The 25280-nt window shown below is 37.0% G+C and carries 23 protein-coding genes; 18 read left to right on the top strand and 5 right to left on the bottom strand.

The features are described 5' to 3' along the window. On the top strand, positions 1 to 81 hold an 81-nt coding region (locus tag LRP81_RS20770), incomplete at its 5' end, for an IS3 family transposase (protein ID WP_230504738.1). Between the two features lie 91 nt (positions 82 to 172). Here LRP81_RS20770 and rpsD read toward each other — a convergent pair. Beyond that, positions 173 to 775, bottom strand: a complete 603-nt coding sequence (gene rpsD, locus LRP81_RS20765; RefSeq protein WP_230504736.1) for a 30S ribosomal protein S4 — start codon at positions 773 to 775, stop codon at positions 173 to 175. Between the two features lie 477 nt (positions 776 to 1252). On the opposite strand from rpsD, the gene LRP81_RS20760 reads away from it, so the two are divergent. Further along, positions 1253 to 3031 carry a sensor domain-containing diguanylate cyclase gene (locus LRP81_RS20760; protein WP_230504734.1) on the top strand — a complete coding sequence of 593 codons (1779 nt, stop codon included), beginning with the start codon at positions 1253 to 1255 and terminating at the stop codon, positions 3029 to 3031. A 237-nt stretch (positions 3032 to 3268) separates the two neighbouring features. Then, positions 3269 to 4462, top strand: coding sequence for a methionine gamma-lyase (gene megL, locus LRP81_RS20755; RefSeq protein ID WP_230504732.1), 1194 nt, complete (start codon positions 3269 to 3271; stop codon positions 4460 to 4462). Positions 4463 to 4555: 93 nt separating this feature from the next. Here the strand turns inward: megL and LRP81_RS20750 are convergent, their stop codons facing one another. Beyond that, positions 4556 to 5044: a GAF domain-containing protein gene (locus LRP81_RS20750; RefSeq protein WP_230504730.1), complete on the bottom strand. Its 489-nt coding sequence runs from the start codon at positions 5042 to 5044 to the stop codon at positions 4556 to 4558. Positions 5045 to 5195: 151 nt separating this feature from the next. On the opposite strand from LRP81_RS20750, the gene refZ reads away from it, so the two are divergent. Further along, positions 5196 to 5819, top strand: coding sequence for a forespore capture DNA-binding protein RefZ (gene refZ, locus LRP81_RS20745; protein WP_230504728.1), 624 nt, complete (start codon positions 5196 to 5198; stop codon positions 5817 to 5819). Here the strand turns inward: refZ and hisJ are convergent. Further along, positions 5816 to 6619, bottom strand: coding sequence for a histidinol-phosphatase HisJ (gene hisJ / locus LRP81_RS20740; RefSeq protein WP_230504726.1), 804 nt, complete (start codon positions 6617 to 6619; stop codon positions 5816 to 5818). The two genes, refZ and hisJ, sit on opposite strands and share 4 nt — an antisense overlap. A 222-nt stretch (positions 6620 to 6841) precedes the next feature. Here hisJ and ezrA point away from each other — a divergent pair, with 222 nt between their 5' ends. Then, complete coding sequence (ezrA, locus tag LRP81_RS20735) at positions 6842 to 8533, top strand: septation ring formation regulator EzrA (protein WP_230504724.1); 1692 nt, start codon at positions 6842 to 6844, stop codon at positions 8531 to 8533. 45 nt (positions 8534 to 8578) lie between these two features. On the opposite strand, the gene brnQ is transcribed toward ezrA, so the two are convergent. After that, a complete protein-coding gene (brnQ, locus tag LRP81_RS20730) occupies positions 8579 to 9910 on the bottom strand; it encodes a branched-chain amino acid transport system II carrier protein (RefSeq protein WP_230504722.1) in 1332 nt (443 codons plus the stop codon). Between the two features lie 379 nt (positions 9911 to 10289). Here brnQ and LRP81_RS20725 point away from each other — a divergent pair, with 379 nt between their 5' ends. From LRP81_RS20725 to LRP81_RS20705, 5 genes are all read left to right on the top strand, one after another. Beyond that, positions 10290 to 11426: a cysteine desulfurase family protein gene (locus tag LRP81_RS20725; protein WP_230504720.1), complete on the top strand. Its 1137-nt coding sequence runs from the start codon at positions 10290 to 10292 to the stop codon at positions 11424 to 11426. Between the two features lie 5 nt (positions 11427 to 11431). Further along, complete coding sequence (thiI, locus tag LRP81_RS20720) at positions 11432 to 12640, top strand: tRNA uracil 4-sulfurtransferase ThiI (protein ID WP_230504718.1); 1209 nt, start codon at positions 11432 to 11434, stop codon at positions 12638 to 12640. 90 nt (positions 12641 to 12730) lie between these two features. Next, positions 12731 to 12937, top strand: a complete 207-nt coding sequence (locus LRP81_RS20715; protein WP_230504716.1) for an alpha/beta-type small acid-soluble spore protein — start codon at positions 12731 to 12733, stop codon at positions 12935 to 12937. Between the two features lie 501 nt (positions 12938 to 13438). After that, entirely contained in the window at positions 13439 to 15025 is a 1587-nt protein-coding gene (gene mbcS, locus LRP81_RS20710) for an acyl-CoA synthetase MbcS (protein WP_230504715.1), read from the top strand. Between the two features lie 229 nt (positions 15026 to 15254). Then, positions 15255 to 16868, top strand: a complete 1614-nt coding sequence (locus LRP81_RS20705; RefSeq protein WP_230504713.1) for an amidohydrolase — start codon at positions 15255 to 15257, stop codon at positions 16866 to 16868. Positions 16869 to 17084: 216 nt separating this feature from the next. On the opposite strand, the gene LRP81_RS20700 is transcribed toward LRP81_RS20705, so the two are convergent. Continuing rightward, complete coding sequence (locus LRP81_RS20700) at positions 17085 to 17885, bottom strand: NAD kinase (RefSeq protein WP_230504711.1); 801 nt, start codon at positions 17883 to 17885, stop codon at positions 17085 to 17087. Between the two features lie 173 nt (positions 17886 to 18058). On the opposite strand from LRP81_RS20700, the gene sppA reads away from it, so the two are divergent. From sppA to LRP81_RS20660, 8 genes are all read left to right on the top strand, one after another. Next, positions 18059 to 19069: a signal peptide peptidase SppA gene (gene sppA, locus LRP81_RS20695; RefSeq protein ID WP_230504709.1), complete on the top strand. Its 1011-nt coding sequence runs from the start codon at positions 18059 to 18061 to the stop codon at positions 19067 to 19069. A 12-nt stretch (positions 19070 to 19081) separates the two neighbouring features. Next, entirely contained in the window at positions 19082 to 19636 is a 555-nt protein-coding gene (locus tag LRP81_RS20690; RefSeq protein ID WP_230504707.1) for an RDD family protein, read from the top strand. Positions 19637 to 19724: 88 nt separating this feature from the next. Then, complete coding sequence (locus tag LRP81_RS20685; protein ID WP_230504705.1) at positions 19725 to 20426, top strand: DUF2953 domain-containing protein; 702 nt, start codon at positions 19725 to 19727, stop codon at positions 20424 to 20426. Positions 20427 to 20446: 20 nt separating this feature from the next. Further along, on the top strand, positions 20447 to 20929 hold the full coding sequence (gene ytfJ, locus LRP81_RS20680) for a GerW family sporulation protein (RefSeq protein WP_230504703.1): 483 nt from the start codon (positions 20447 to 20449) through the stop codon (positions 20927 to 20929). Between the two features lie 141 nt (positions 20930 to 21070). Continuing rightward, the gene (tpx, locus tag LRP81_RS20675; RefSeq protein ID WP_230504701.1) at positions 21071 to 21571 is read left to right on the top strand and encodes a thiol peroxidase; all 501 of its coding nucleotides are present in this window, start codon (positions 21071 to 21073) and stop codon (positions 21569 to 21571) included. Positions 21572 to 21824: 253 nt separating this feature from the next. Next, a complete protein-coding gene (locus LRP81_RS20670) occupies positions 21825 to 22805 on the top strand; it encodes a class I SAM-dependent methyltransferase (protein WP_230504699.1) in 981 nt (326 codons plus the stop codon). A gap of 235 nt (positions 22806 to 23040) precedes the next feature. Next, the gene (locus LRP81_RS20665) at positions 23041 to 24228 is read left to right on the top strand and encodes an acetate kinase (RefSeq protein ID WP_230504696.1); all 1188 of its coding nucleotides are present in this window, start codon (positions 23041 to 23043) and stop codon (positions 24226 to 24228) included. A 108-nt stretch (positions 24229 to 24336) separates the two neighbouring features. Continuing rightward, entirely contained in the window at positions 24337 to 25185 is an 849-nt protein-coding gene (locus LRP81_RS20660) for an EcsC family protein (RefSeq protein ID WP_230504695.1), read from the top strand. The last annotated feature ends 95 nt before the right edge of the window (positions 25186 to 25280 follow it).

The following is a 25280-nucleotide window of genomic DNA, read 5'->3' as shown; positions in this document are numbered from 1 at the left end:
GAATATAATAATAATCGTTACCAATGGGGATTAAAGAAAATGACCCCGGTTCAATACCGAGGTCATTTACTAGCCGCATAGGTCTTTTTTATAAACTGTCCATTATTTGGGGTACAGTTCATTTAACAAGGTTTAAGGGCTTTTTGTAATTGTATTTTACAAAGCAATTCGCTTAACGAGAGTAGAACTCAACGATTAGTGCTTCATTGATTTCAGCAGCTAATTCAGAGCGCTCAGGTAAACGAGTGAAAGTACCTTCTAAAGCGTCAGCACTGAAAGTTAAGAATTCTGGTACGAAGTTGTTTACTTCAACAGATTCTTTTACAGAGCTTAGGTTGCGAGACTTTTCGCGAACACCGATTACTTGACCAGGTTTTACGCGGTAAGATGGGATATCTACGCGAGCACCATCAACAGTGATGTGACCGTGGTTAACTAATTGGCGAGCTCCACGGCGAGTGCGAGCAAGACCTAAACGGTAAACTAGGTTGTCTAAACGAGATTCTAAAAGAATCATGAAGTTTTCACCGTGTTTACCTTGCAATTTACCAGCAGCATCAAAAATGCTACGGAATTGACGCTCATTAACACCGTACATGTGACGTAATTTTTGTTTTTCTTGTAATTGTAAGCCGTACTCAGAAAGTTTTTTACGTTGGTTAGGACCGTGTTGTCCAGGAGCGTAAGGACGCTTTTCCAACTCTTTACCAGTACCACTTAAAGAAATGCCTAGACGGCGAGATAATTTCCAACTTGGACCTGTATAGCGAGCCATGAATGACTCCTCCTTTGTGTTATTATTTGTTGTAAAATAATAACAGATGTGACTCATCTATCATGAACATTTTGTTTTCATGTATCCTCGCCCTGCAGCAAAGAGTTACACGATACACCTCCGTTTTATACAACGGGGAACAAAATGAATCAAAATAGCATACCACACTGGCTGCAATATTTTACACAAAGGCTATTATATAAGAAAATCGGCTGAGAAGTCAAGGAAGATTATGATATAATTTTTTCAAATCAGAAGCAAGGTGGAATAAATAATGTATCGAGAAAGCAGTCTTGAAAAAATGATGCAATTATGAAAAAGAACCTCTTCGGATCATTCTTCTTGCAGAAAGTAATGACTTATGGTTTGGTTTGTTATATTTAATATAGATACAATATTATTGTGAAAATTTATCTAGTAAAATGTTACCTAATAGAGATATAATATAGGTAATAAGTAACCCAAAAGGTGAAAAAAATGGAATTGAATAACAAAATGCTCAAAATAAAAAGCAGAATATTTGATTTTTTCCTTTCTTCTACTGATCTTACTCCATCTACTTTTGTAAGACATCTACAAGAACTTTTGAAGGAAGAGCTTCAGGCAGTTCAGGCGAATGCTTTTATTAATAAAAGCTCTTTGTTCAGAAATGAATCTTTTATTTTTGAAAAAGTAGAGACTTATCCCAATCCGACACGATATGTGGAAATTCCTATTTTTGATCAGGATGTTGCTATTGGACAAATCGATTTGCATTTTCATACTCCAATACCGCTTCCATTAGAAAGTTTCCATCATATTTCAAAAGAACTCTCCATTATTTTTCAACATTATAATCTATACATATTAAAAAGGCACGAAGAGAAGCAATACGAAGAATTGTTTATGATAACATCAAAATTTCATTCAGAAATGAAGGTTGAAACGATTCTGTCAGAAGTAATCAGACTCCTGCAAAAAATGTATGGGGACTTTTCTTATCAATTATTGCTCACTTCTGACATTGATTCGGTTACCCACTTGCCAGTAAAGAAACTCGATTTTGATGATGATAATCTTTGCGCAATGAACGCATATGTAACAGGTGAAGTGCAGTATGAAAATTCAATCAGTGATAGAAGAGCACATATATACATTCCGATAAAAGGTGGACAGGGTGTATATGGTGTTTTGCAAATCATATCATTGGATGCTGCTATACTACCAGAAGCTGAGGTGAAATTCATCAGACTTGTAGCTGATGCCACCGGTTCAGCTTTGGAGAAAACACAGCTTTATGAGCAATCTAAGCAGGTTATTTCTGATTTGCAGCTGATAAACGAAACTTCTCATCAATTAAATACAAATTTAAGGCTTTCTGAAGTAACAAATTTTATGGTGAATAAAATTCTACATTTTTTCCAGGCGAAGGAAACAGCTTTTATTTTGTTTAAAAAAGATGGAATAAACGTATTGTCAGGATCAACTGAATTTTTTCAATACGATATGAACCTGGAGAAGCTGGCTCCTATAAAAGAACATTTAAATTCTGATGGGGAACCGCTTTTTATCGGAGATTTACGTCTGCACAATCGTTTATCCAAGCTTCCTTTCTGCTCTTGCATGATTATACCTATGCATGTACCTAATGGTGAAAAAGGAGTTTGTGTGGTAACACATACGTTGCCATACTTTTTTAGCTTTGAACAATTTAAACTTCTTCAATCTCTCATTCATCATTCTACTTTAGCTTTTAACAATTCTATGTTGAGAGAGGAATTAGAAAGATATGTTATCACTGACTACTTAACGAAACTGTATTCACGTAAATATCTTGATGGAAAAATTGATAAGTCTATGAAGCACGACACGAAAGGAACGTTTATTCTTTTAGATATCGACGATTTTAAGGTTGTCAATGATACATATGGCCATCAGGTTGGTGATAGTATTCTCGTACAAGTAGCAGAAATCATCAAAGCAAACATAAATGAAACAGATATTGGTGCAAGGTGGGGAGGCGAAGAACTTGCCATCTACCTTCCTATGATTGAGTGGAAATTGGGAAAAGAAATTATCACCCGAATAATAAAGAAAATAAGAGATGAAACTAACCCCTGCATAACAGTGTCGTGTGGATTATCATACTGGAGCAAAGACTCAGGTATTACACCAAGAGAACTTTTCCACAGAGCAGACTATGCATTATATAAAGCGAAAGATAAAGGAAAAAATCAATTATGTGTGGATTTTCCTTTGCAAGACAACCTTCTGTAAAAGAAAAAGTGTGTGATGAATAACAAGTAATGAGCACTTGATAGGATCGACGTCAGCTAGTGAAATAAAAAGCAACGGAGCAAGACTAAATAACGAAGAATGCGTACATTTATCAAAAGCCTAGAACCTTCTTTTTATTGGAAGGTTTTTCTTTTAGATGAAAAAGAAAACGCTTTCATTTATTTGTGATTTGCCATATGCTAGAAGTGGGTGGAAAAATGGAAGGGAGATTTTTCTATGGAAAAGCAGAAAAAACAGCAGTTTGAAACGGAAGTAATCCATCATGGATATGATAGCTCCATTTATCAAGGAAGTTTGGCACCACCAATCTTTCAAACATCTACTTTTTCTTTTCAAACCGCACAACAAGGGGAAAAACGATTTGCTGGAGAAGAGGAAGGATATATATATTCCAGATTAGGAAATCCGACAGTTAAAATGCTTGAAGACCGTATAGCGGCTCTTGAAAATGGAGATGCTGGCTTAGCATTCGGTTCTGGAATGGCAGCTGTATCTGCTGTCCTTATCGCCTTATCGAAAAGTCATGATCATATTCTTTGTTCTCAAGGAATATATGGCTGTACTTTTGGCTTACTTCAATTAATGAAAGAAAAATATGAGATATCACATAGTTTTAGTACGATGCAAACGGAAGATGAGATTAGAAAAGCTATCAGGCCAGAGACAACTTGTATTTATATAGAAACTCCAATAAACCCAACGATGGCAATAATTGATTTAGAAATGGTTAGCTCCATTGCAAAGGAACATAATATCAAAGTGGTAGTTGACAATACTTTTTGCTCACCATATCTTCAAAAGCCATTAAATATTGGCTGTGATATTGTCATTCATAGTGCTACTAAATATATTGGTGGACATGGAGATGTCATAGCTGGCCTTATCGTAGGGAATAAAGAAACAATGAAAGAAATTGCCATGACAACATTAAAGGACATAGGTGGAGTCATGTCGCCATTTGATGCATGGCTGTTAATTCGTGGTTTAAAAACATTGCATGTTCGCATGGACAGACATTGTGATAATGCCATGTACATGTTTGAACAACTCAAATCTCATCCAGTGGTGGAAAAGGTCTTTTATCCTGGTGATAAAGATAGTAGCACTTATCCGATTGTAGAAAAACAAATGAAAAGTGGAGGAGGACTAATTTCCTTTACAGTAAAAGGTGGAAAAGAGGAAGCACAAAAAGTTCTAAATGAACTAAAACTTATTAAAATTGCGGTAAGTTTAGGAGATGCCGAAACATTAATACAACATCCGGCAACGATGACACATGCAGTTGTCCCGAAAGAAAACCGAGATCAGATGGGGATAACCGAAAGTCTACTACGCTTGTCTGTTGGGCTTGAAGGAAAAGAAGACATTTGGAGCGACCTTAAACAGGCGCTTGACGCTATAAACAGCTAATGGTGATTCAAATGCAGTTTGATTCCAACAATATTTAAAAAAGTGGCTGTTAGAAAGTCAGTTATCAGGACTTTCTAACAGCCACTTTCTAATTTACTTTGTATTTAAAAGCACGGATACAAACTTCTCAAGGTAAACTTTATCCACCTCATCAAATCTATCCTTGCTAGGACTGTCAATATCAAGGACACCAATAACTTTTCCATCCACAATTAACGGAACAACAATTTCGGATTGAGAAGCAGCATCACAGGCAATATGTCCTGGGAAAGCATGGACATCAGCGACAAGCTGAGTTTCTTTTGTTGAAGCAGCGGTACCGCATACTCCACGACCAAATGGGATGCGTATGCAAGCAGGTAAGCCTTGGAATGGTCCTAGAACCAACATATTTTCATTTGATTCATCCGTTAGGTAAAACCCTACCCAATTTACATTGTCTAGAAAACCATTCAATAATGCGGAAGCATTGGCTAGGTTTGCAATGAAATTTGGTTCTCCTGTAATCAGTGCTTTTAATTGTTTTAGGACAAGTTCGTAATTTTCTTCTCTTGTCCCACTATAATTTTCGACTTGAAACATCATAATCGCCTCACATTTTTCATACATATTGTGGAATTACAAATCTTTTAGTAGAAATCCTATTGAAGTTGTCGACATTTAATAAAAGGATATAGGTTTCGTTTCTAGAAATCAATATATAAGATTTAATCACCAGGAAAGGGTGAGTGATTTGGAAACAACTAAACAACGAATCATTGACGCTGCAGTTATCCTGTTTAACACAAAAGGGTATGATGGAACTTCTATTAGGGAGTTGGCTAAAAAGGCAAAGGTGAATGTCAGCCATATCTCGTATTATTTTGAAAGTAAGGCAGGCTTACAGGAATATCTTTTATCTAGTTTTTTTGATCAGTATGTCAATCTCTTAGAAACGGAATACAAGAAGCTTGGAAAGGTTTCCGCTACGGAATGTCTGCTTCAATGTGTGGAGAAAATCATGAAGTTTCACAGGGAAAACCGGCAGCTTGCAAGATATGTTTATCGAGAAATAACGCTAGATACCATTCTTGTCAGAGAAATCATGTCTACTTATTTAGTAAAAGAAAAATTTTATTTCAAAGCGATTTTTGAAAAAGGAAATAAAAACAAGGAGTTCCATGTTTCATCTTTTCTACTTGCAGTGATGCAGTTGAAAAGTATGATCAGCACCCCATTTCTCCAATCTCAATATTTAGCTGAAGTATGGCATATAATGCCATATGAAACGACAGCCGTCGATCAATACCACGAAGAAATTCTCCATTGGCTAGAAAAAACAGTATTCTCTTCTTCCGTGAAGAAAATTGCACTTTAACCTAAAAGGTCTTTTGCCAATTTACTATAACCCTGAGCCAACCCCTTTGCACTATGGGCATCTGAGCCGTAGTGTAAAGGGATTTTTCTTTTATATGCTTCCATTGCAATAGAAGCAGGAGGATATGAATCGTTACATAAAGGCTTAATAAATCCTGCTCCATTATAATCCAGTTCATATCCTTTTTTGCTGATTGCGTCCAATATAGGAAAAACATATTTTTCAATTGGTATGGATGATGGAAAACTTTTTTTGAACTTTTCAATTAGTGTGATGTGTCCAACCCGTTTTGGCTTATAGGTGCCAAGATTGCATTCAATAGATTGTAATAGAGTCGAAAAATAAGCATCATAAAGAGCGGGAAGTCCACCAAAAATCTCGATCATTCTTGCAAATTCTTGTTCGCTGAAATCCATGCAATAATAGAATTCTTTATTTTTCAAGAAATGTACGGAAAGTATACTATCGTCTAACAAAGGACCATATTCATCAAGAAACTCTTTAACTTCTTTATTATATCCCTCAATAAAATCTATTTCTAAACCGATATTAATTTTTATAGAAGAAGAATAGTAGGCCTTCCATTTCTTTAGCTCTTGAAAATAAGAGGGAAGCCTATCGAATTCCATTGCACTGTCTTTATCTGGTGCTGGATCTGAAAAATTGATAGGTAGTGGTGCATGTTCTGTAAAAGAAATTTCTTTGTATTGTAGCTCCAAAGCACGTTCAATGTACTTTTCAATAGAATCTGTGCTACCATGCGGACAATAGGGTGTATGAACATGTTTGTCGATAATCAACAAAATCCCTCCGTTTCTAGAAGAAATATGTAAAAAATTAAAAAATATTGGTCAAAAAATGTCGTTTACATGGTATCATAAAAACATTGAAACATAAATAAAATGGGATAGATATACATATCGACCATTTTCCCTATTTTTCTACAAAATTCACGTAATTTATATAACTATTTTTTATAATATATGACACGAAAACACCATCCGGGTAGAAGGGGACTAGGTATGGAAATTATCATTGGGATTTTAGCATTAGTTGTACTATTTATCAGTGTAAGTTTTTTTAGACGAAAAAAAATATATGAAGATGTAGATAGGCTTGAAACTTGGAAAGTTTCCATAATGAACAAACCGGTATCTGAAGAACTTTCTAAAGTAAAAGACTTAAACATGACAGGGCAAACAGAAGAGCTTTTCGAAAACTGGCGCTACCAATGGGATGATATATTAACTACTGAACTTATCCACATTGAAGAGTATTTATTCGATGCAGAAGAATTTGTGGATAAATATCGATTTGGTAAAGCGAAAGAAGTGTTGAAGATTGCTGACAATAAACTACAGGATATTGAGAAGAAGATCCAAGCCATCTATGACGAATTGGAAGAACTTATTGGCAGTCAGGCAAAAAGTGTAGAAGAGAATGAAAAGCTTGAAATAAAATATACCTCTTTGAAAAAGAAACTATTGAATCAAATGCACCAATATGGAAGCATTACACCTCTTTTAGAAAAAGAATTGGACCAGATTCAAAAACTTTTTGAGGAATTTAATGAAGCTATTACGAATGGAAACTATCTTGTTGCAAGAGAGCTTGTTGCAAGAGTAGAAAAAGAGTTGGAAGTAGTTGAAGCCAAAATAGAACATATCCCATCATTATTAATAGATTGTCAATCCGTTCTTCCAAGTCAGCTTGCTGAGGTGGAAACCGGCTACAAGGAAATGATGGAAGAAGGTTACATACTAGATCATGTGAATCTCGAAAAAAATGTGCGAGAGCTTCAGGACAAACTAAAACATATCTCTACTCAACTTCTGGAAACTAAAGTATTAGAAGCAAAAGAAGGTATTGATTTATTAAAAAAAGAGATGGACGAGTTATATGACGAAATTGAAAAAGAAGTCCTTGCCAAGCATTTTGTTGTGAAAGAACTTCCGTCTGTTAATGCTATTCTTACGGCATTATCTACTGCCAGTGAAAAAACGAAGCACGAAACAATCGTCGTACAGGAAAGTTATCAGCTTTTAGAAGAGGATATTAAAACACAACGTAAAATAGAAGAATCTATGCTTGTTTTAAATGAACGATATGAAAAGCTTAGCGGCCATCTAGAAAATCAGACTGTGGCATTTTCTATTTTGAAAGAAGAACTGGAAGACATTTGTGAACAAATCAACTCCTTGCAAGAGATCCATCAACAATACATGGATAGTTTAATAACACTTCGTAAAGATGAGATGGCTGCTCGCGAGCAAGTAAGTGCATTACGCAAAATGCTGTTCGAAGTGAAACGCTCCATAGAAAAGAGCAATATTCCTGGTTTACCAAAAAGTGTTTATCAGGAGTTGGCTCTATCAAACGATCACTTGAAAGCTGTTACTGAAAAACTGGAAGAAAAGCCATTAAATATTTCAAATGTTAATGCCATTCTTGGAGAAGCGGTGGAAAGTGTAGAAAAATGTCACCAAGAAGCATTGGATATTTTAGATCATGCATATTTAGCAGAGAGTATCATTCAATATGGTAATAGGTACCGCAGTAAGCACCCTTCTGTTCATGAAAGTCTAATCGAAGCAGAGCAGCTCTTCCGAAACTATGAGTATAAGAGTGCTCTTGAAGAAGCAGCTGCTACATTGGAAAAGGTGGAGCCAGGTGTATTAAACAAGATTGAAAAAATACTAGAAAAAGAAGATTAAAACCATAAAAACCCCCGGAATCCTAAGATTCAGGGGGTTTTACTATTATGCGAGATTTTCATTTGCAGTTTTAGTTAGTAGTGAGCCAACTATCATGCCTAACAATGCCCCAATGATTGCAGGTATTATCCAACCTACTCCTTCACTATACAATGGGAGGATGGAATATGCCTTCTGTAAGAAAACAATATCGATACCTGCTATTGCAAGTCCATCAACAAAACTGATTAATCCAGTGAAGATTAAAGAAAAGCTATAAACAAGTGATTCGTTTTTCCAACGATAGAAAGATAGTAAGATTAACACGATAGCTAATGGATAAATCATGATTAATACTGGGAGGGAGAATGCAATAAGTTGCGTTAACCCGACATTTGATACAAGTAAACTGAAACCACAAAAAATACCAACAAATACTTTGTATGATACAGATGGAATAATTTTATGAAAGAAACTGCTTGCTGCAGAAACTAAACCAACTGATGTTGTGAGGCATGCAAATGTAATGGCAGTGGCGAGAATAACAGTACCGATAGAGCCAAAAAGATAAGTGGATGAGCCTGAAAGAATTTGGCCGCCATTTTTAACAGTCCCAATCGCTTCAATACTCGTTGCACCTAAGTAAGAAAGACCTCCGTATACTAATGTCAGCCCGAAGGCAGCGATAAATCCAGCCTTTAAACATAAAGATGTGATTATTTTTTTATCTGAAACACCTTTGTCCTTAATGGCGGAAATTACAACGATTCCGAATACTAAGGCAGCAATGGTATCCATTGTCAAATACCCTTCAAGAAACCCTTTAAAGAAAGGTGATTCAGCATATTCTTCTATCGGTGTCCCGACACTTCCCATAGGGCTTACGATGCTTTTTACAACAAGAATTCCAATAACTGCTAATAGTATGGGGGTTAATAATTTCCCTATTCTGTCCACTAGTTTAGTTGGGTTCATCGAAAGATAAAACGTAATAGCAAAATAAACAACTGTAAATACGAAAAGTGCCATCCCTTGATTGATGGAAGAAGGGAGGAATGGAGTTGCACCAATCTCATATGCGACAGTACCTGTCCGTGGAATTCCGAAAAATGGTCCAATAGCCAAATACATGATAATAGTAAAGAAAATTCCAAAGAGAGGATTCACACGGTTTGCAAGTGTTTGAAGATCTCCACCTGTATATGCAATCGCCATAACCCCTAGAAGTGGTAGGCCAACCCCTGTAATGAGGAACCCAAAAACTGCAATCAAAGCATTTTCACCTGCTGCTTGACCTAGTAATGGCGGAAAAATCATGTTCCCTGCTCCTAAAAATAAGGCAAATAGCATTAATCCTAATACTAATATGTCCTTAGTCGTATATATCTTTTTCTGCATGTAAAGTCCTCCTGATGTATGTAAGGTGAATCCGTTTACATCCTATCATATCTGTGTAGAATATTGTCGGATTACTCAAAAGTTCCAAAATTCAATATTTTAGAAAAGCATTTGCTTGGATAACATGTCTTTATTGGAAAAGGTAATCAAGTGTTTATGACATACTAGAATCAAGGTTGTGAAAATCGTAGGAAGCCCAAAAGGTAACCTTACAAAAGCAGTTTTCACTATCTTTTCCATGTAATAAAAATATGCTAACATTAATAGTTGCTTATAAAAATGGATATATCTTTTAACATCTATCAAACCAATTAAAATATCCTATAGAGAAATATACCAAATTGTTTGTATAGCCTTTCAGTAAAATATGGAGGATACTATGATCTATTTAGATAATAGCGCTACAACTAAACCATATAAAGAAGCATTGGAATCGTACTTAACTGTGTCCTCTGAGTATTTTGGTAATCCTTCTTCGATCCATTCTTTAGGATCGGATGCAGAAAAATTATTACAACGCTCTAGGGACACCATTGCTGATTTGTTAAATGTTGCTCATAACGAAATTATTTTTACATCAGGTGGAACAGAAAGTAATAATCTGGCAATTAGAGGTTGTGCTATCGCCAAGAAAAATATAGGAAAACATCTTATTACTACTGCTATTGAGCATCCTTCTGTCATACAATCATTCTCAAATCTTGAGCAAGAAGGTTTTCATGTGACAGTACTTCCAGTCGATAGAGAGGGAAGAGTAAGTGTGTCAGATGTGGAGTCCGTTTTAACACAGGAGACGACACTTGTATCCATTATGCACGTAAACAATGAAACAGGAGTGATCCAGCCTGTTGAAGAAATTGCAAAGATGTTAACAAACTACCCAAACATTGATTTTCATGTAGACCATATTCAAGGGGTAGGAAAAGTCCCACTAAATTTAGAGAATATTGATTTTTGTTCCTTTTCTGCACATAAATTTCATGGTTTAAAAGGCAATGGTCTGCTAGTAGTTAAGTCAGATGCAAGGCTTTATCCGATATTAAACGGTGGAGAACAAGAATGGAAGTTAAGGGCAGGGACCGAAAATGTGGCAGGGATTGTAGCGATGACCAAAGCTTTACGGATGACTCTTGAAGCAGCCGAGAGTCATCGCAACGAATGGAATAGCTTGAAATCGTATTGCATGACAAAGCTAGCGGAAATGGAAGGTGTTCATATAAATACACCAAAAGTTCATACTGCACCCCATATTATAAACTTTTCCGTTCCAGGCATTAAATCGGAAGTTCTAGTTCATGCTCTTGGTAGCAAAAAAATATATCTGTCTACCACTTCTGCATGCTCATCTAGACGAAAAGCTCCGAGTAAGACGTTAACAGCAATGGGGGCACCATCTTCCATTGCAGACAGTTCTATCAGGCTGAGTATGAGCCATAGGACTACGATGGATGAGATAGAAATGTTTTTGACAGAATTAAAAAGTGCTATCATCACAATAAAAGATGTAACGAGGTAAAGAAAATGAATTATGATCATATCTTAATACGCTTTGGGGAACTTTCTACAAAAGGAAGAAATCGAAAACTATTTATTCAAAGGTTAAGCCATAATATTAAGGAAAAAATAGAAAACTTTTCAAAAATAAAGATAGAAAAAAGCAGGGATAGGATGTTCATCAAACTAAATGGTGAACCACATGAACCAATTATTGAAAAACTGCAAAGCATCTTTGGGATCCACTCTTTCAGTTTGGCTGTTAAAACGAAAACAGAAGTGGAAGATATAAAAAAAGGCGCATTATTTGCGGTACATGCCCTGCCTTATAAGGGTAAGACTTTTAAAGTTACGGCAAAGAGGGCATTTAAGCAATTTGAACTTGATACAAATGAATTGAACTACGCTATTGGCTCCCATATATTACGGAATACCGAAGACTTAACAGTCAACGTAAAGGAACCTGATATTAACGTAAGAGTAGAAGTAAGAGAAGATGCAAGTTATATTACCTGCAAAGATATCGAAGGAGCAGGAGGGCTTCCTGTCGGTACTAGTGGGACAGGCGTTCTCATGCTTTCTGGTGGTATTGATAGTCCAGTAGCAGGATACCTTGCGATGAAACGTGGGATTAGGCTGGAAGTGGTGCACTTTTTCAGTCCCCCATATACGAGTGAAAGAGCAAAACAAAAGGTTATGGATTTAACTGAAAAACTAACTGCTTTCGGTCATGCTATAACTGTTCACATCGTGCCATTTACGGATATTCAAGTCGCTATTCAAAAACAGATCCCAGAAAATTATACGATGACCTCAACTAGAAGATTTATGCTGAAAATAGCAGATAAAATTCTTCAAAAAGAGGGTGGTCTGGCAATAATAACTGGAGAGAGTCTCGGTCAAGTGGCAAGTCAAACCTTGGAAAGCATGGCTACAATCAATGAGGTAACCCAAACACCAATAATTCGTCCTTTAATAACGATGGATAAAACAGAAATTATGGATATTGCCAAACAAATTGATACGCTTGATATTTCCAATAGGCCATTTGAAGACTGTTGTACTATTTTCACTCCAGCATCACCAAAAACCAAGCCGAAAAAAGAAAAAATCAATTTCTATGAAAGCTTTTTTGATACAGAAAAAATGATAGAAGATGCAGTAAATCGAACTGAAAAATTATTAGTTACTGGTAAAAAAACAGAAATAGAGAGCAAGATAAACGATTTATTTTAGCAGTTGCTAATGTGAAGAATTACCATTTTCAATTCATGAATGATGCCATGTGTTTTGACACATTCTATACTCACAAGGAGGTGAAAACACATGGCAAACAACAACAGTTCAAATCAATTATTAGTACCTGGAGTACAACAAGCTCTTGATCAAATGAAATACGAAATCGCTTCTGAATTTGGTGTTCAACTTGGTCCTGATGCAACTGCTCGCGCTAACGGATCCGTTGGTGGAGAAATCACTAAACGCTTAGTTCAAATGGCTGAACAAAGCTTCGGTGGTGGTTACCAAAAATAATTATATATAAATGGCTACGAGGTGGGGGAAACCCCACCTTTCTTTTTTTAAAATGGAGGTGCATTCTTTATGAAAGAGCAAAACCAAGTCCAGAAACAGCAAAAAAAGCAGGGTCGAAAGCGCCGAAACGAACCGAAGCATGCACAAAAATCCAATGAGCAATAGGTCACTAAGAAAAATGTTTTTTTCTGTGTTGTTGCTATTAGCTCTTAAAAAGTCGGCTTCTGTACTGCATTTTGCTTTCCTCTTTACTTTAACCTAAAAGCAGGTAAAGGGCGCGCTACATTACTTATTAATACGAGTTGCTTATAAAGTTGCAAAAACAGTCTAGAACAAAGAGGTTATTATAACTAAGTAGTATTTGAAAAGTCCGTTAAACAGACCCTTAAACAGACCCTTACTGAATAGTGCTACCAACTAAAAAATACAGTAAAATAATTCAAATTATTTTAAAAATTTTGTATGATAAGGGTAGTACTATTTCAAAGGGGATGACTTCATATGAAAAGAGATGAACTTTTAGCACCAAAAAAGTACAATCTGGTAGAAGAAGTAGAAAAGTACGCAATTGACACCCAAAGGCTTGCCCTTATTTGGGAAAATGAACAAGGGGAGAAAAAACAAGTTACATATCTACAATTAATGAAAGCCGCAAATAAAATTGGAAACGCTTTACTTGCGGAAGGATTGCAAAAAGGTGATGTAGTGCTTGTCATGATGCCCCGAATGATTGACTCGTACCAAATTTACCTCGGGGCATTAAAAGCTGGCATTATCGTAATACCATGTTCAGAGATGCTGAGAGAAAAAGATCTTAAATATCGAATTGAGCATGGTGATGTTAAAGGTATTATTACTTACCACCCTTTTGTGGAACAAACAAATAAGCTAGAAGAGGTAAATAGTTTAGTACGCTTTAGTGTTGGCGGAATGCCTGAAGAAGGATGGAAAAACATAGAAGAGGCAATGGAAAAACAATCTGATGAGCTGGAATTTTCCCCCACAGCTAGTGATGATATGGCATTTTTGTCGTATACGTCAGGAACAACTGGAAATCCAAAAGGAGTAGTCCACACACACGGCTGGGCATATGCTCATCTTCGGACAACTTCTAAAAACTGGCTCGGTATTGAAGATAATGATGTAGTATGGGCTACAGCAAGTCCCGGATGGCAGAAATGGATATGGAGTCCGTTTCTTTCTACACTAGGTTCAGGTGCTACGGGCCTCGTCTATCATGGGAAATTTGAGCCTAATATTTACTTAAAGCTCCTAGAAAAATATAATGTGAATGTCCTTTGTTGTACACCAACAGAATATCGATTGATGGCAAAGGTGGAAAACCTTAACGCATACCAGCTGCCGCATCTGCAGAGTGCCGTTTCTGCTGGTGAGCCTCTTAATCGGGAAGTAATTGATACATTCAAAAAACACTTCCAAGTCGATGTAAGAGATGGTTATGGCCAAACGGAAAATACCCTTTTAATTGGTGTGCTGAAAGGGATGGAAATAAAACCAGGTTCCATGGGAAAACCAACTCCAGGTAACCATGTAACAATTATCAATGAGAATGCAGAAGAGTGTGGAAACGGTGAAGTTGGAGACATCGCCGTTCATGTTGAAACCCCGGCTCTTTTTAAACATTACTATAAGGATCCTGAGCGAACATCCCGACAATTCAGGGGAGACTATTATATTACTGGAGATAAGGCAAAAAAGGATGAAGAAGGATACTTTTGGTTTGAAGGAAGAAGCGATGATATCATTATAAGTTCTGGTTATACCATAGGTCCTTTTGAAGTGGAAGATGCATTAGTGAAACATCCATTTGTCCGTGAATGTGCCGTTGTAGCAAGTCCCGATGAAATTAGAGGAAGTATTGTGAAAGCTTTTATTGTTCTACAGGATAAAGTAAATGAGGAAGAAAAGAAGCTTACCAAATTGTTGCAGGAGCATGTAAAAGAACTAACAGCTCCATATAAATATCCAAGAAAAATTGAGTATGTAGCAGAATTACCAAAAACCACCTCCGGGAAAATTCGGAGGATTGAGCTCAGACAAAAAGAGCTTGAGGTACAATCAAAATAATTAAATCCAGGCTTTTTACAAGTCTGTAGAATAGTAAATCCTAAATAAATGAAAATGGAAGGCGGATGAAGGGCTATTTACTTGTCCTGAACCTGCCTTTTTTTAAAAGTAAGTAATACAAGGAATTGATCAATGTGCTCGTACTTTTTTCTTATGCAGTTTTTTTGAATCTAAAAAATACAAATGTTAATCTAAAATGAGACTTTAATATGAAGGAGTACGCAATTCGATGGGAGAAATTTGGTTTGGTGGAACGATATATACAATGGTAGAAGCAGGAAACAAAGTGGATGCCATCTATACAGAAGACGGCATTATTAAAGATACTGGATTATTTGAGGATTTACTACATTCCTATCCAGAAGCAATACGACAGGACCTTAAAGGTAACGTGTTATATCCTGGTTTTACCGACAGCCATATGCATTTAATCGGACACGGGGAAAAACTACGAAGGTTAGATTTATCGAATTTATTCTCTTCCGTGCAGGTAAGGGAAGCACTAGTTGAAAAAGTAAAAGATACACCAGAGGATGAATGGATTTTTGGTGAGGGTTGGAATGAAAATAACTTTGCAGACAGAAAGATTTTTCATCGTCAAGAACTGGACGAGATTACCTCTTCACATCCAATGATACTTTCAAGGGTATGCAGACATGCAGTCCTTGTAAATTCAAAGGCATTGCAATTGGCAGGGATTACAAAAGAGACTGAAAATCCACCAGGTGGAGTCATAGTGAAGGATATTAATGGAGAACCTACTGGATATTTATTGGACCAAGCTCAAGAATTAGTGAAACAAGTAATTCCGAAAGCGACAGATAATTATCTTTATCAAGCATTAAAAACTTCTATCCAAGATTGCGTCCGGCTTGGGCTTGTTGGCAGCCACAGTGAAGATTTAAGTTATTATGGAAGTTTTCACAAAACTTATGGTGCTTTTCAAAACTTGATCGTAAAAGATGGCTTTAAGTATAGGGCTCATCTCCTTGTTCATCACGAAGTAGTGGATGATATGCATATTGAAGGACATTGCTACAAAGATTCAAATGGGTTTATTACATTTGGTGCAATGAAAATATTTGCAGATGGAGCGCTAGGTGGGAGAACTGCCTTATTGAGCCATCCTTATAATGATGCTCCCGAAACATCTGGTGTCGCTATCCATACAAGGGAACAGCTAATGGACCTTGTCAAAAAAGCAAGAAATTATGGCATGGCAATAGCAGTTCATACTATTGGCGACTTAGCCTTTGAATACATGCTAGATGCTATAGAAACATATCCTGCTCCAGAAGGAGAACGTGATAGACTCATCCATGCACAAATTTTAACAAAAGAGCTAATTAATCGAGCTAAAAAGCTGCCGCTCATCCTTGATATTCAACCTCGTTTTGTGGCAACAGACTTCCCATGGATTATCGAGCGATTAGGCGAAGAAAGATTAGAATATTCATATGCATGGAAGACATTATTAGACGAGGGATTCATCTGTGCTGGTGGGTCTGATGCGCCGATAGAGCCAGTTGACCCGTTACTAGGCATACATGCAGCAGTTACTAGACAATCTCCAGGGGATCCATTACAAACTGTCTATCAGCCAAGACAGTGCCTTTCCATGTACGAAGCGATTGAATTATTTACTAAGGGAAGTGCCATGGCTATATCTGAAGAACATAAGCAAGGTGTGATTCAGAAAGGATATTACGCAGACTTTACCGTTCTGAATAAGGATCTCTTCCAAATATCGAATGACGATATTCTCCAAACAGAAGTAATCATGACTGTGATTGATGGAACTATTATGTACGAGAATATGGAGACCATCTCACTGAACAATTAAAAAGCAACCAATGGCATTTTATCTTGCCATTGGTTGCTTTTCTGTTTTTGACATAGTTTGTACGGGGGTAAACAAGGCGCTTGCGCTTTTCTCATTGTCTAGCTCCAGCGCCTAGCCCCTCGAGGTCATAAGCCAATGCGTCAAGAAGGTAAAACCCAACCTTCTCGCCGCCTCGTCTTATGCTTGTCGGGGCTGGTCAAGGCGCTTGCGCATTTCTTATAAAAATGTTCTTTTTACTTTTTCCCAGAAAGAATTATCTTTTAGTTTCACTGTTTTTATTTTCTTTTCAGATAATTGAATGTCTAGGCGTTTTACGTGTCTTATGCTTAGTGCCTCATTGTCGATTCCTATTGTAGGATAGTCATTTCCATCCTGAATGACAGACAACGTTAACTTTCTTGCTCCTGCCATGATAAATGGAGAGCCGAGAGTTCGGTAGCTGTTATTATTTATCGATGCAAGCTCGCTAACCTGGAAACATTGAAGCATTGGGTCTACTACCGCTCCTTGAACAGATTTATTATAAGCTGTACTTCCAGTCGGAGTGGAAACGACCATGCCATCACCTCGGAAAGTTTCGAAATGAAGTTCATCTATGAAAACGTCCATAGCAAAAGTCTTTATGATCGCAGAACGTATCGAGCATTCATTTAAACAATGAAAAGTAGTAGTGTTGTCAATAGTCACTTCAATAGTAGGGTACTTGCGGACTTCAATTTGTTCAAACCTCATGGCTTCGACTATTTTAGTTGTATCATCAATATGGAAATCACAATAAAAGCTAGACGTATCACTTGTGTTGATTCCTGCATATAAACAATCATCTTTAAATCCTGTTTTTTGAACCGCCTGAAGGAAAGTACCGTCTCCTCCTACCGCAACTATAATGTTTGCATTCTTAAAATCAGTAAGTACTTCAAAATTATTTTGTTCTGCAAGAGTAACTAAATTGTTTACTTTTTGTTCGATTCGTTCTTCTTTTTTATAAAAGAAAAACACTTTTCGACGATCCATCATATTGGCTACCTCCCGAGATAATAATGGCATTTTCACATTAAGTAACGTATAAGATTACCATTTTGGTCCATTTTTTAGTACAATTCTATATTGTGATAAGTTTACCATTTCGATGAAACTTTTTAAAACGATTACCGTATTACTACTATGAACAAAATAGGAGGTTTTTTCAAATGAGCGGAAAACGTTGGACAGCATTGGGAATTGCTGCATTGTTGTTTTTTGTATCTATCATTACAAGTGTAGCAACACGCCCTAGCGAAAACACTGGGGCTGATACATTTTCAAGTATTTGGGGATCTGAAGAAGTATTTGTGGAAAAAGTAATCCAAGATGGGATTTCTAATCGAAAAATTTTAGTTATGGAAGTGAATGGTGTCATTCAAGATACTGGAAGTGACGTTACCTCCATATTTCAATCACCTGGCTATAATCATCGTCAATTTTTGAAAATGTTAGATCAGGCAAAAGAGGATAACTCTATACAGGGAATAGTTGTTCGAGTAAATACTCCTGGTGGAGGAGTATCTGAGAGTGCTGAGATACATAAAAGACTAGTAGAAATCCAGGAAGAAACAGAAAAGCCAATATATATTTCCATGGGTTCAATGGCAGCGTCTGGAGGATATTACATTGCAGCACCTGCTGATAAAATCTTCGCAGCTCCTGAAACCATCACAGGATCGATTGGTGTAATTATGCAAGGTATCAATTATGCAGAGCTTGCTGAAAACTATGGTGTAAAATTTGAAACAATCAAAAGCGGCCCTTATAAAGACATCATGTCTCCAACGAAGGATATGTCAAGTGAAGAGCGACAAATCCTCCAAACGATGGTGGATAACATGTACAACCAATTCGTAAATGTGATCGCACAAGGAAGAGATATGAGTGAAAGCGACGTTAGAAACATTGCGGATGGAAGAATTTACGATGGACAGCAAGCAAAAGAAATTAATATTGTCGATGAGCTTGGTTATTTTGAAGATGTTATCGACGCGATGAAGGAAGACTATGATCTTGGTAACGTCAAAGTGGTCCAATATACAGAAAACTTAGGTTGGGGCTCATTATTCAACATGAATGTCCAGTCACTATTGCGACCAGAATCTGAGATGCAAATGCTTGCTAGGTTAATCAACCAACCAAATTCTCCAAGACTTATGTATTTGTATGCAGAGTAGGAGGGGAACTAGATGAGAGATGAGCCAATGAAAGAAAGAGAAGAACAATCATTTACAGAAGAAACAATTGTGCAAAATACAGGTGTCGAAACTAGAGAAATCTTGCAACAAGAAGGTCACCACTTACTTTCAACAGAACCTTCGTATCGCTATGCAGGATTCTGGATGAGATTATGGGCGTTTCTATTTGATACGCTGATTATTTGGAGTATTGGGGCAATCATTTTCTTCCCAGTGTTCAGATTACTCGGCATTTCTACATCCGGTAGCTTTATGTTCTCACCTGCAACCATCGCAACCACAATAGTTCTTTACGCATATTTTATTCTTATGACAAAGTACTTCCATCAAACGTTAGGTAAAATGATCTTTGGCTTAAAAGTGGTTGATTTACAAAATGATCAACTGTCATGGAAGACTATTTTGTTCAGAGAAGGTGTCGGACGATATATAGCTCTCGTTTACGCACCAATCACCTATATCGTCTTCCTTGTAGTAGCATTTACAAGTAAAAAGCAAGGTGTCCATGATTTTATTGCAGATACTACAGTAGTTCATGAAAAATAATGTATGAACCTGTCATCTATTTAAGATGGCAGGTTTATTTTTTTTATACTAGGCAATAATGAGTGGATGTACGAAAGGGTGTGAGAGGATGATATGGGTTGGTGTTATAGTCGTCCTTCTTTTTGTCATTATGATAATCTTAACCTTAACAAGAATAACCATCGATTTATATTATCATCATGCAGAAGACAACGATCAGATGACAGTAAAAATCAAAGCATGGTACGGGTTGCTCAGGTATACAATTGACGTTCCATTAATTTCAATAGATAAAGATACCGCATCTATCCATGTGGAGGAAAAGACGAAAGTCGGTAGTGGGGATTCCTCAAATGGTTCAGAAAAAGTAAAAGATTTTTCTCCCAAAGATATTTTTCAAAGTTTTCAAGATACGTATAACTTAGTCAAGCATGTCGTGGGAATGCATGAAATCGTCCAGCGCTTTCTCTCAAAGGTGGAGGTTAAGCACTTGGAATGGCATACCAATATTGGTGTAGGAGATGCAGCTTACACAGGCGTGCTGGTAGGAGCAGGTTGGTCGATAAAGGGGGGAATTGTAGGGCTTATCAGCAACTATACAAAATTTCAAGCTAATCCCGAAATTTCCATCACCCCATATTTCCAACAAATAGTCTCCCAAACATTATTCAAGTGTATGATACGCATTAGAATAGGGCATGCTATGTTGGCAGGTATCAGAACCGTTAAATACTGGAAGGGTGGAAGACCAACATTTAAAACCCGGCCATTATCCTTATTGTCCAAAAAAGAAGGACAAGAAACTATGTGACAGCAAAGAGGAGGATCAATATGTCAGAACATCCTATTAAAAGTCTTATGACAACTGCCATGGAAAATTTGAAAGATATGATCGATGTCAATACAATAATTGGAGACCCTGTAGAAACTCCAGATGGCAGTGTCATCTTAACGGTATCGAAAGTTGGATTCGGATTTGCAGCAGGAGGAAGTGAGTTTCAGGGAGGCACAGGTGGTGGACCAGACAAGCACAATGGTGGAGATGGAAATCACCAGTCACAAGGTGGAAATAAACTACCATTTGGTGGTGGAAGTGGTGGAGGAGTGTCCATTACTCCGATTGCATTTTTAATAGTTAGTTCCCACGGAGTGAAGATGCTGCACTTAGACGAAAGCACTCATCTTTATGAAAGGCTGTTAGACCTTGCTCCGCAGGCTGTGGAAAAAGTCCAACATATTTTGAATAATAATAAACGAAATAAAGGCAGTCACTCTACTACATATGGTGACCATAAACAAGATTTAGATTTCTAATATTTATAGCCGACTGCATCGCAGTTGGCTTTTAATTGTTTAGTCCCCCTCTAACATTCTCCTTATTCATTGCAAATCTTCTCAACAATAGCTATGATTATGATTGTACCTTACATACATTTTTGAAGGAGGGAATTTTTCATGGCAAATGTTACATTTAAAGGGAATAAAATGACACTAATTGGAAGTGAAGTGAAAGTTGGGGAAAAGGCTCCAAATTTTTCTGTACTTGCAAATGATCTTTCACAAGTTACACTTGATAATTACAAAGGTTTCAAAAAACTGATTAGTGTAGTACCTTCTGTTGATACAGGCGTATGTGATGCACAGACTCGTAAATTTAATGAAGAAGCTTCCAAGCTTGATAATGTAAAAGTAATTACAGTTAGCATGGATTTACCTTTTGCTCAGAAGAGATGGTGTGCTGCTAGCGGACTGGACAATGTGGAGATTGTGTCCGATCACCGCGATGCTTCTTTCGGAGAAGCTTACGGTGTATTAATGCAGGAGCTTCGACTTCTTGCACGTTCTACGTTTGTTGTGGATTCCAATGATACTATAACTTATATGGAGTATGTAGGCGAAGGAACTGATCACCCTAACTATGAAGCAGCAATTGAAGCAGTAAAAACTGCAGAATAAAAGACTTACATTTGTGAAGGCAGACTGTTATCATGACAGTCTGCTTTATTTTTTATATCTGTCCATGTAAAATAGGAATACTTACATGGAGGCTGTTTTTGAAAGTTTGTTTGCCTTTGCAAGTTTTGTGAACTTTACAAGAAGGAAAGCTCTTTTGAAAGACTAACTGGGAAATGTCTATAACTAATGCTTGTAGTTAAAGGTAATACTCTATAGAAAAGGCCAAATGGTAAGAGGAGAAGGGAGCCACATAATGTCTATAACAAAACTAGAAAATACATTTAGCTTATTCGATACAACAGCGAACATTATGCAAGAGGAACTGCAATGTACATATTTGGAGGCATTAGCGGAAACAGCAGAAAATCTATTTCATGGAAATGTCCTTCAAGAAGAGTTATCTGAGGTAACGAAAAGAAGACTTGAAAAAGAGTATAACAAACTGAATATAAACGCTTTACAAAAAGAAGAAATTAGAAAGGGATTTCAGCTTGCTATATTAAAAGGAATGAAAGAAGGTGTACAGGCGAACCATCAAATGACACCTGATGCAATTGCCATGTTTATGGGTTATCTCGTAGGGAAATTCACCTCTCATCTTCCGCAAATCTCTCTTTTGGATCCTGCCATTGGAACAGGTAATCTCCTAACAGCAGTAATGAACCATCAAGGAAATAAAAAGCAAGAGGCATTTGGAGTTGAGGTGGATGACCTCCTAGTGAAGCTTGCCTATAATAACGCAAATCTCCAAGAACAATCCATAAGCTTATTTAATCAAGATGGTCTCAGCAATTTATTCGTTGAACCAGTCGATGTCGTAGTAAGTGACTTACCTGTCGGATATTACCCAGACGACCAAAATGCTGAAAACTTCAAATTGAGAGCTGCCGAAGGACATTCATATGCTCACTATTTATTTATTGAACAGGGGCTCCGTTATACGAAGCCGGGAGGATATTTATTTTTCTTAATGCCTAATTTTATGTTTGAAGAGGAAGAAGCAAAAATAGTAAATGAGTTTATAAAAGAAGACGCTTATATTCAAGGTTTGCTGCAATTACCGCTATCCATGTTCCAACATAAGAATTACGCAAAGAGCATACTTGTCTTGCAAAAGAAAGGAATTGGCGTGCAGTCTCCAAAAGAGGCACTGCTTGTTAATTTACCGAGTTTCTCTAATTTGCAGGCAATGGAAAAAATAATGGGTCAAATTAATAAGTGGTTTGAAAAATAATGTACAAAGCGAATTCCAGGTAAGGAGTTCGCTTATTTCAGGTGTGATTCTTCTGAAAATAACAAATATGAAAGGAAAGCGTTACCAACTAAGTTAGGCTCTTGCAATTGCGTAATGACGGTGTTTAAATGGAAAAGGTATATAGAAAATCGGTACTTTGCACAAGCTAGGTAAAGTGCAAATTTAGTATGAATGTAAACTATAGCTTGACCATATAAAAGGAGTTGTGCGTATCGTGTCAAAAGTAATTGCTATTAATGCAGGTAGCTCATCTTTAAAGTTTCAACTATTTGAAATGCCAAGTGAAGATGTTATCACAAAAGGTTTAGTGGAACGTATCGGATTAACAGATTCTGTTTTCACTATTTCTGTGAACGGAGAAAAAGTAACAGAGATTTCCGATATTCCAGATCATGGTTTAGCCGTAAAAATTCTGTTAAGCAAATTGATAGATTTAGGTATTATTGAAAGCTTCGATGAGATTACTGGTATTGGTCACCGTGTTGTACATGGTGGAGAGAAATTTAATGATTCTGTATTGATTACAGATGAGGTGATTGAACAACTGGTAGAACTATCAGAGTTGGCTCCACTTCATAATCCAGCTAATATCGTTGGAATTAAAGCATTTAAAGAAATACTGCCAAATGTACCAGCTGTTGCAGTTTTTGATACTGCATTCCATCAATCCATGCCAGAAAAGTCTTTCTTATATAGCTTGCCATATGAATACTATGAAGATTATGGCATTCGTAAATATGGATTCCACGGTACTTCTCATAAATACGTTTCTGAACGTGCGGCAGAACTCCTGGGCAGACCAGTTGAGCAGCTTCGATTAATTTCGTGCCATCTTGGAAACGGTGCAAGTATTGCAGCTATAGAAGGTGGCAAGTCCATCGATACTTCTATGGGATTCACTCCACTAGCTGGTGTAGCAATGGGAACTCGTTCTGGTAACATTGACCCTGCTCTCATTCCATTCATTATGGAGAAAACAGGAAAATCAGCTGATGAAGTATTGGAAGTGTTGAATAAGCGAAGTGGAATCCTAGGTGTTTCTGGATTCTCTAGTGACCTCCGTGATATTGAATCGGCAGCAACTGAAGGGAACGAACGTGCCAAACTTGCGCTTGAGGTTTTCGCAAGTCGTATTCACAAATATATCGGTTCTTATGCAGCAAGAATGTTCGGCGTAGATGCGATTATTTTTACTGCAGGTATTGGTGAAAACAGTGACACGATTCGTGCAAGAGTTCTCCAAGGCTTGGAGTTTATGGGCGTTTATTGGGATCCTGCGTTGAATAAGGTTCGTGGAAAAGAAGCTTTCCTTAACTACCCACATTCACCTGTAAAAGTTATCGTTATTCCAACAAATGAAGAAGTAATGATTGCAAGGGATGTTCAAAAATTGGCATTATAATATTTGGCGGTCTTTTTCAAGTAGAATCTTGAAGAGGACTGCTTTTTATTTTCCAAAATTCCTATGTTATAATGAGGAAAATGGCAATGGCAAAGCGAGGGGATAAGTGTGTCAAATAGAAATCAAACGGATCTATGGAACGAGAGGCTTTCACGATGGGAAGAAGAGTTACATACATATGAATCATCTCAGTTTTCCGATGCATTGGAACATTGGCTGGACAAAGCGTTTGAACTTTTGCCCGTAGATATGAAAGACTTATTTTTCGCTCAAATAGACACTTGGCTTTTTCACCTGCATGGTTTTATCCAACAATCTTCTTTTCAAAAACAAGCCGAAGAACGGATTGTTACCATGGCACAGAGTTATAATGATGAAGTACAAACATTAGAAGATATAAAAAAACTGTCCGTCTCCCAAAAAATATACATTGCAGAGCAACAAATTGCTAAACAAAAGCTGTACGCTGTAGTGCAAGGTGGAATGACTGGTACTGCTAAGCTTTCCACAATTGCTATAGATATACCTGCATTTGCTGCATTAAACATACGTACAACTCAACTTGTAGCCATGTCATTTGGTTATCGTCCTAGCACACCGCTTGAAATGAAAAAATCCTTACAGATTTTTTACGGAGCGACCATACCAAAAAAATATCAATATGAACGATGGGTTAGTCTCAAGGAGGATTTGGAGCAACATTCAGATCTCTATTTTGATTTACATACTGAACTGGACCATCCAAATGTCTGGCTACAACAGCCCCTACTGCACCTTGTAAAACTTCTCTTTGTAGCGCTAGTGAGCAAGAGGAAAGTGAATAATATTCCATTGCTCGGAGTATTAACAGCAGCTGGTACGAATTATTATTGGACAAAGGAAGTTGCTGTTTTTGCTAAAAATTATTATTTGTTGCGCCACTTTTATGACCAAGGGGCTGGGACAAAAATGTTTTAGCCTAAGACAAAACCGAACTTATTTGAGTGATTGATCAAATATGTTCGGTTTTTTAGTATAAAAATATGCTTTTATTTTTTAGATTACACTAGCGG

The organism is Sutcliffiella rhizosphaerae (genome assembly GCF_917563925.1).
Taxonomy (GTDB): Bacteria; Bacillota; Bacilli; order Bacillales; family Bacillaceae_I; genus Sutcliffiella_A; species Sutcliffiella_A rhizosphaerae.
Note: the sequence above shows the minus strand (reverse complement) of the source record. Positions and strands in the feature narration are given on the sequence as shown.

Bases quoted from the DNA above. Each gene is read 5' to 3' on its own strand.
- LRP81_RS20690 (WP_230504707.1), top strand. From the start codon at position 19,082: ATGAGAGATGAGCCAATGAAAGAAAGAGAAGAACAATCATTTACAGAA.
- LRP81_RS20670 (WP_230504699.1), top strand. From the start codon at position 21,825: ATGTCTATAACAAAACTAGAAAATACATTTAGCTTATTCGATACAACA.
- thiI (WP_230504718.1), top strand. From the start codon at position 11,432: ATGAATTATGATCATATCTTAATACGCTTTGGGGAACTTTCTACAAAA.
- tpx (WP_230504701.1), top strand. From the start codon at position 21,071: ATGGCAAATGTTACATTTAAAGGGAATAAAATGACACTAATTGGAAGT.
- mbcS (WP_230504715.1), top strand. From the start codon at position 13,439: ATGAAAAGAGATGAACTTTTAGCACCAAAAAAGTACAATCTGGTAGAA.
- LRP81_RS20725 (WP_230504720.1), top strand. From the start codon at position 10,290: ATGATCTATTTAGATAATAGCGCTACAACTAAACCATATAAAGAAGCA.
- LRP81_RS20715 (WP_230504716.1), top strand. From the start codon at position 12,731: ATGGCAAACAACAACAGTTCAAATCAATTATTAGTACCTGGAGTACAA.
- ezrA (WP_230504724.1), top strand. From the start codon at position 6,842: ATGGAAATTATCATTGGGATTTTAGCATTAGTTGTACTATTTATCAGT.
- ytfJ (WP_230504703.1), top strand. From the start codon at position 20,447: ATGTCAGAACATCCTATTAAAAGTCTTATGACAACTGCCATGGAAAAT.
- rpsD (WP_230504736.1), bottom strand. From the start codon at position 775: ATGGCTCGCTATACAGGTCCAAGTTGGAAATTATCTCGCCGTCTAGGC.
- LRP81_RS20700 (WP_230504711.1), bottom strand. From the start codon at position 17,885: ATGATGGATCGTCGAAAAGTGTTTTTCTTTTATAAAAAAGAAGAACGA.
- LRP81_RS20685 (WP_230504705.1), top strand. From the start codon at position 19,725: ATGATATGGGTTGGTGTTATAGTCGTCCTTCTTTTTGTCATTATGATA.
- brnQ (WP_230504722.1), bottom strand. From the start codon at position 9,910: ATGCAGAAAAAGATATATACGACTAAGGACATATTAGTATTAGGATTA.
- LRP81_RS20750 (WP_230504730.1), bottom strand. From the start codon at position 5,044: ATGTTTCAAGTCGAAAATTATAGTGGGACAAGAGAAGAAAATTACGAA.
- megL (WP_230504732.1), top strand. From the start codon at position 3,269: ATGGAAAAGCAGAAAAAACAGCAGTTTGAAACGGAAGTAATCCATCAT.
- LRP81_RS20705 (WP_230504713.1), top strand. From the start codon at position 15,255: ATGGGAGAAATTTGGTTTGGTGGAACGATATATACAATGGTAGAAGCA.
- LRP81_RS20760 (WP_230504734.1), top strand. From the start codon at position 1,253: ATGGAATTGAATAACAAAATGCTCAAAATAAAAAGCAGAATATTTGAT.
- sppA (WP_230504709.1), top strand. From the start codon at position 18,059: ATGAGCGGAAAACGTTGGACAGCATTGGGAATTGCTGCATTGTTGTTT.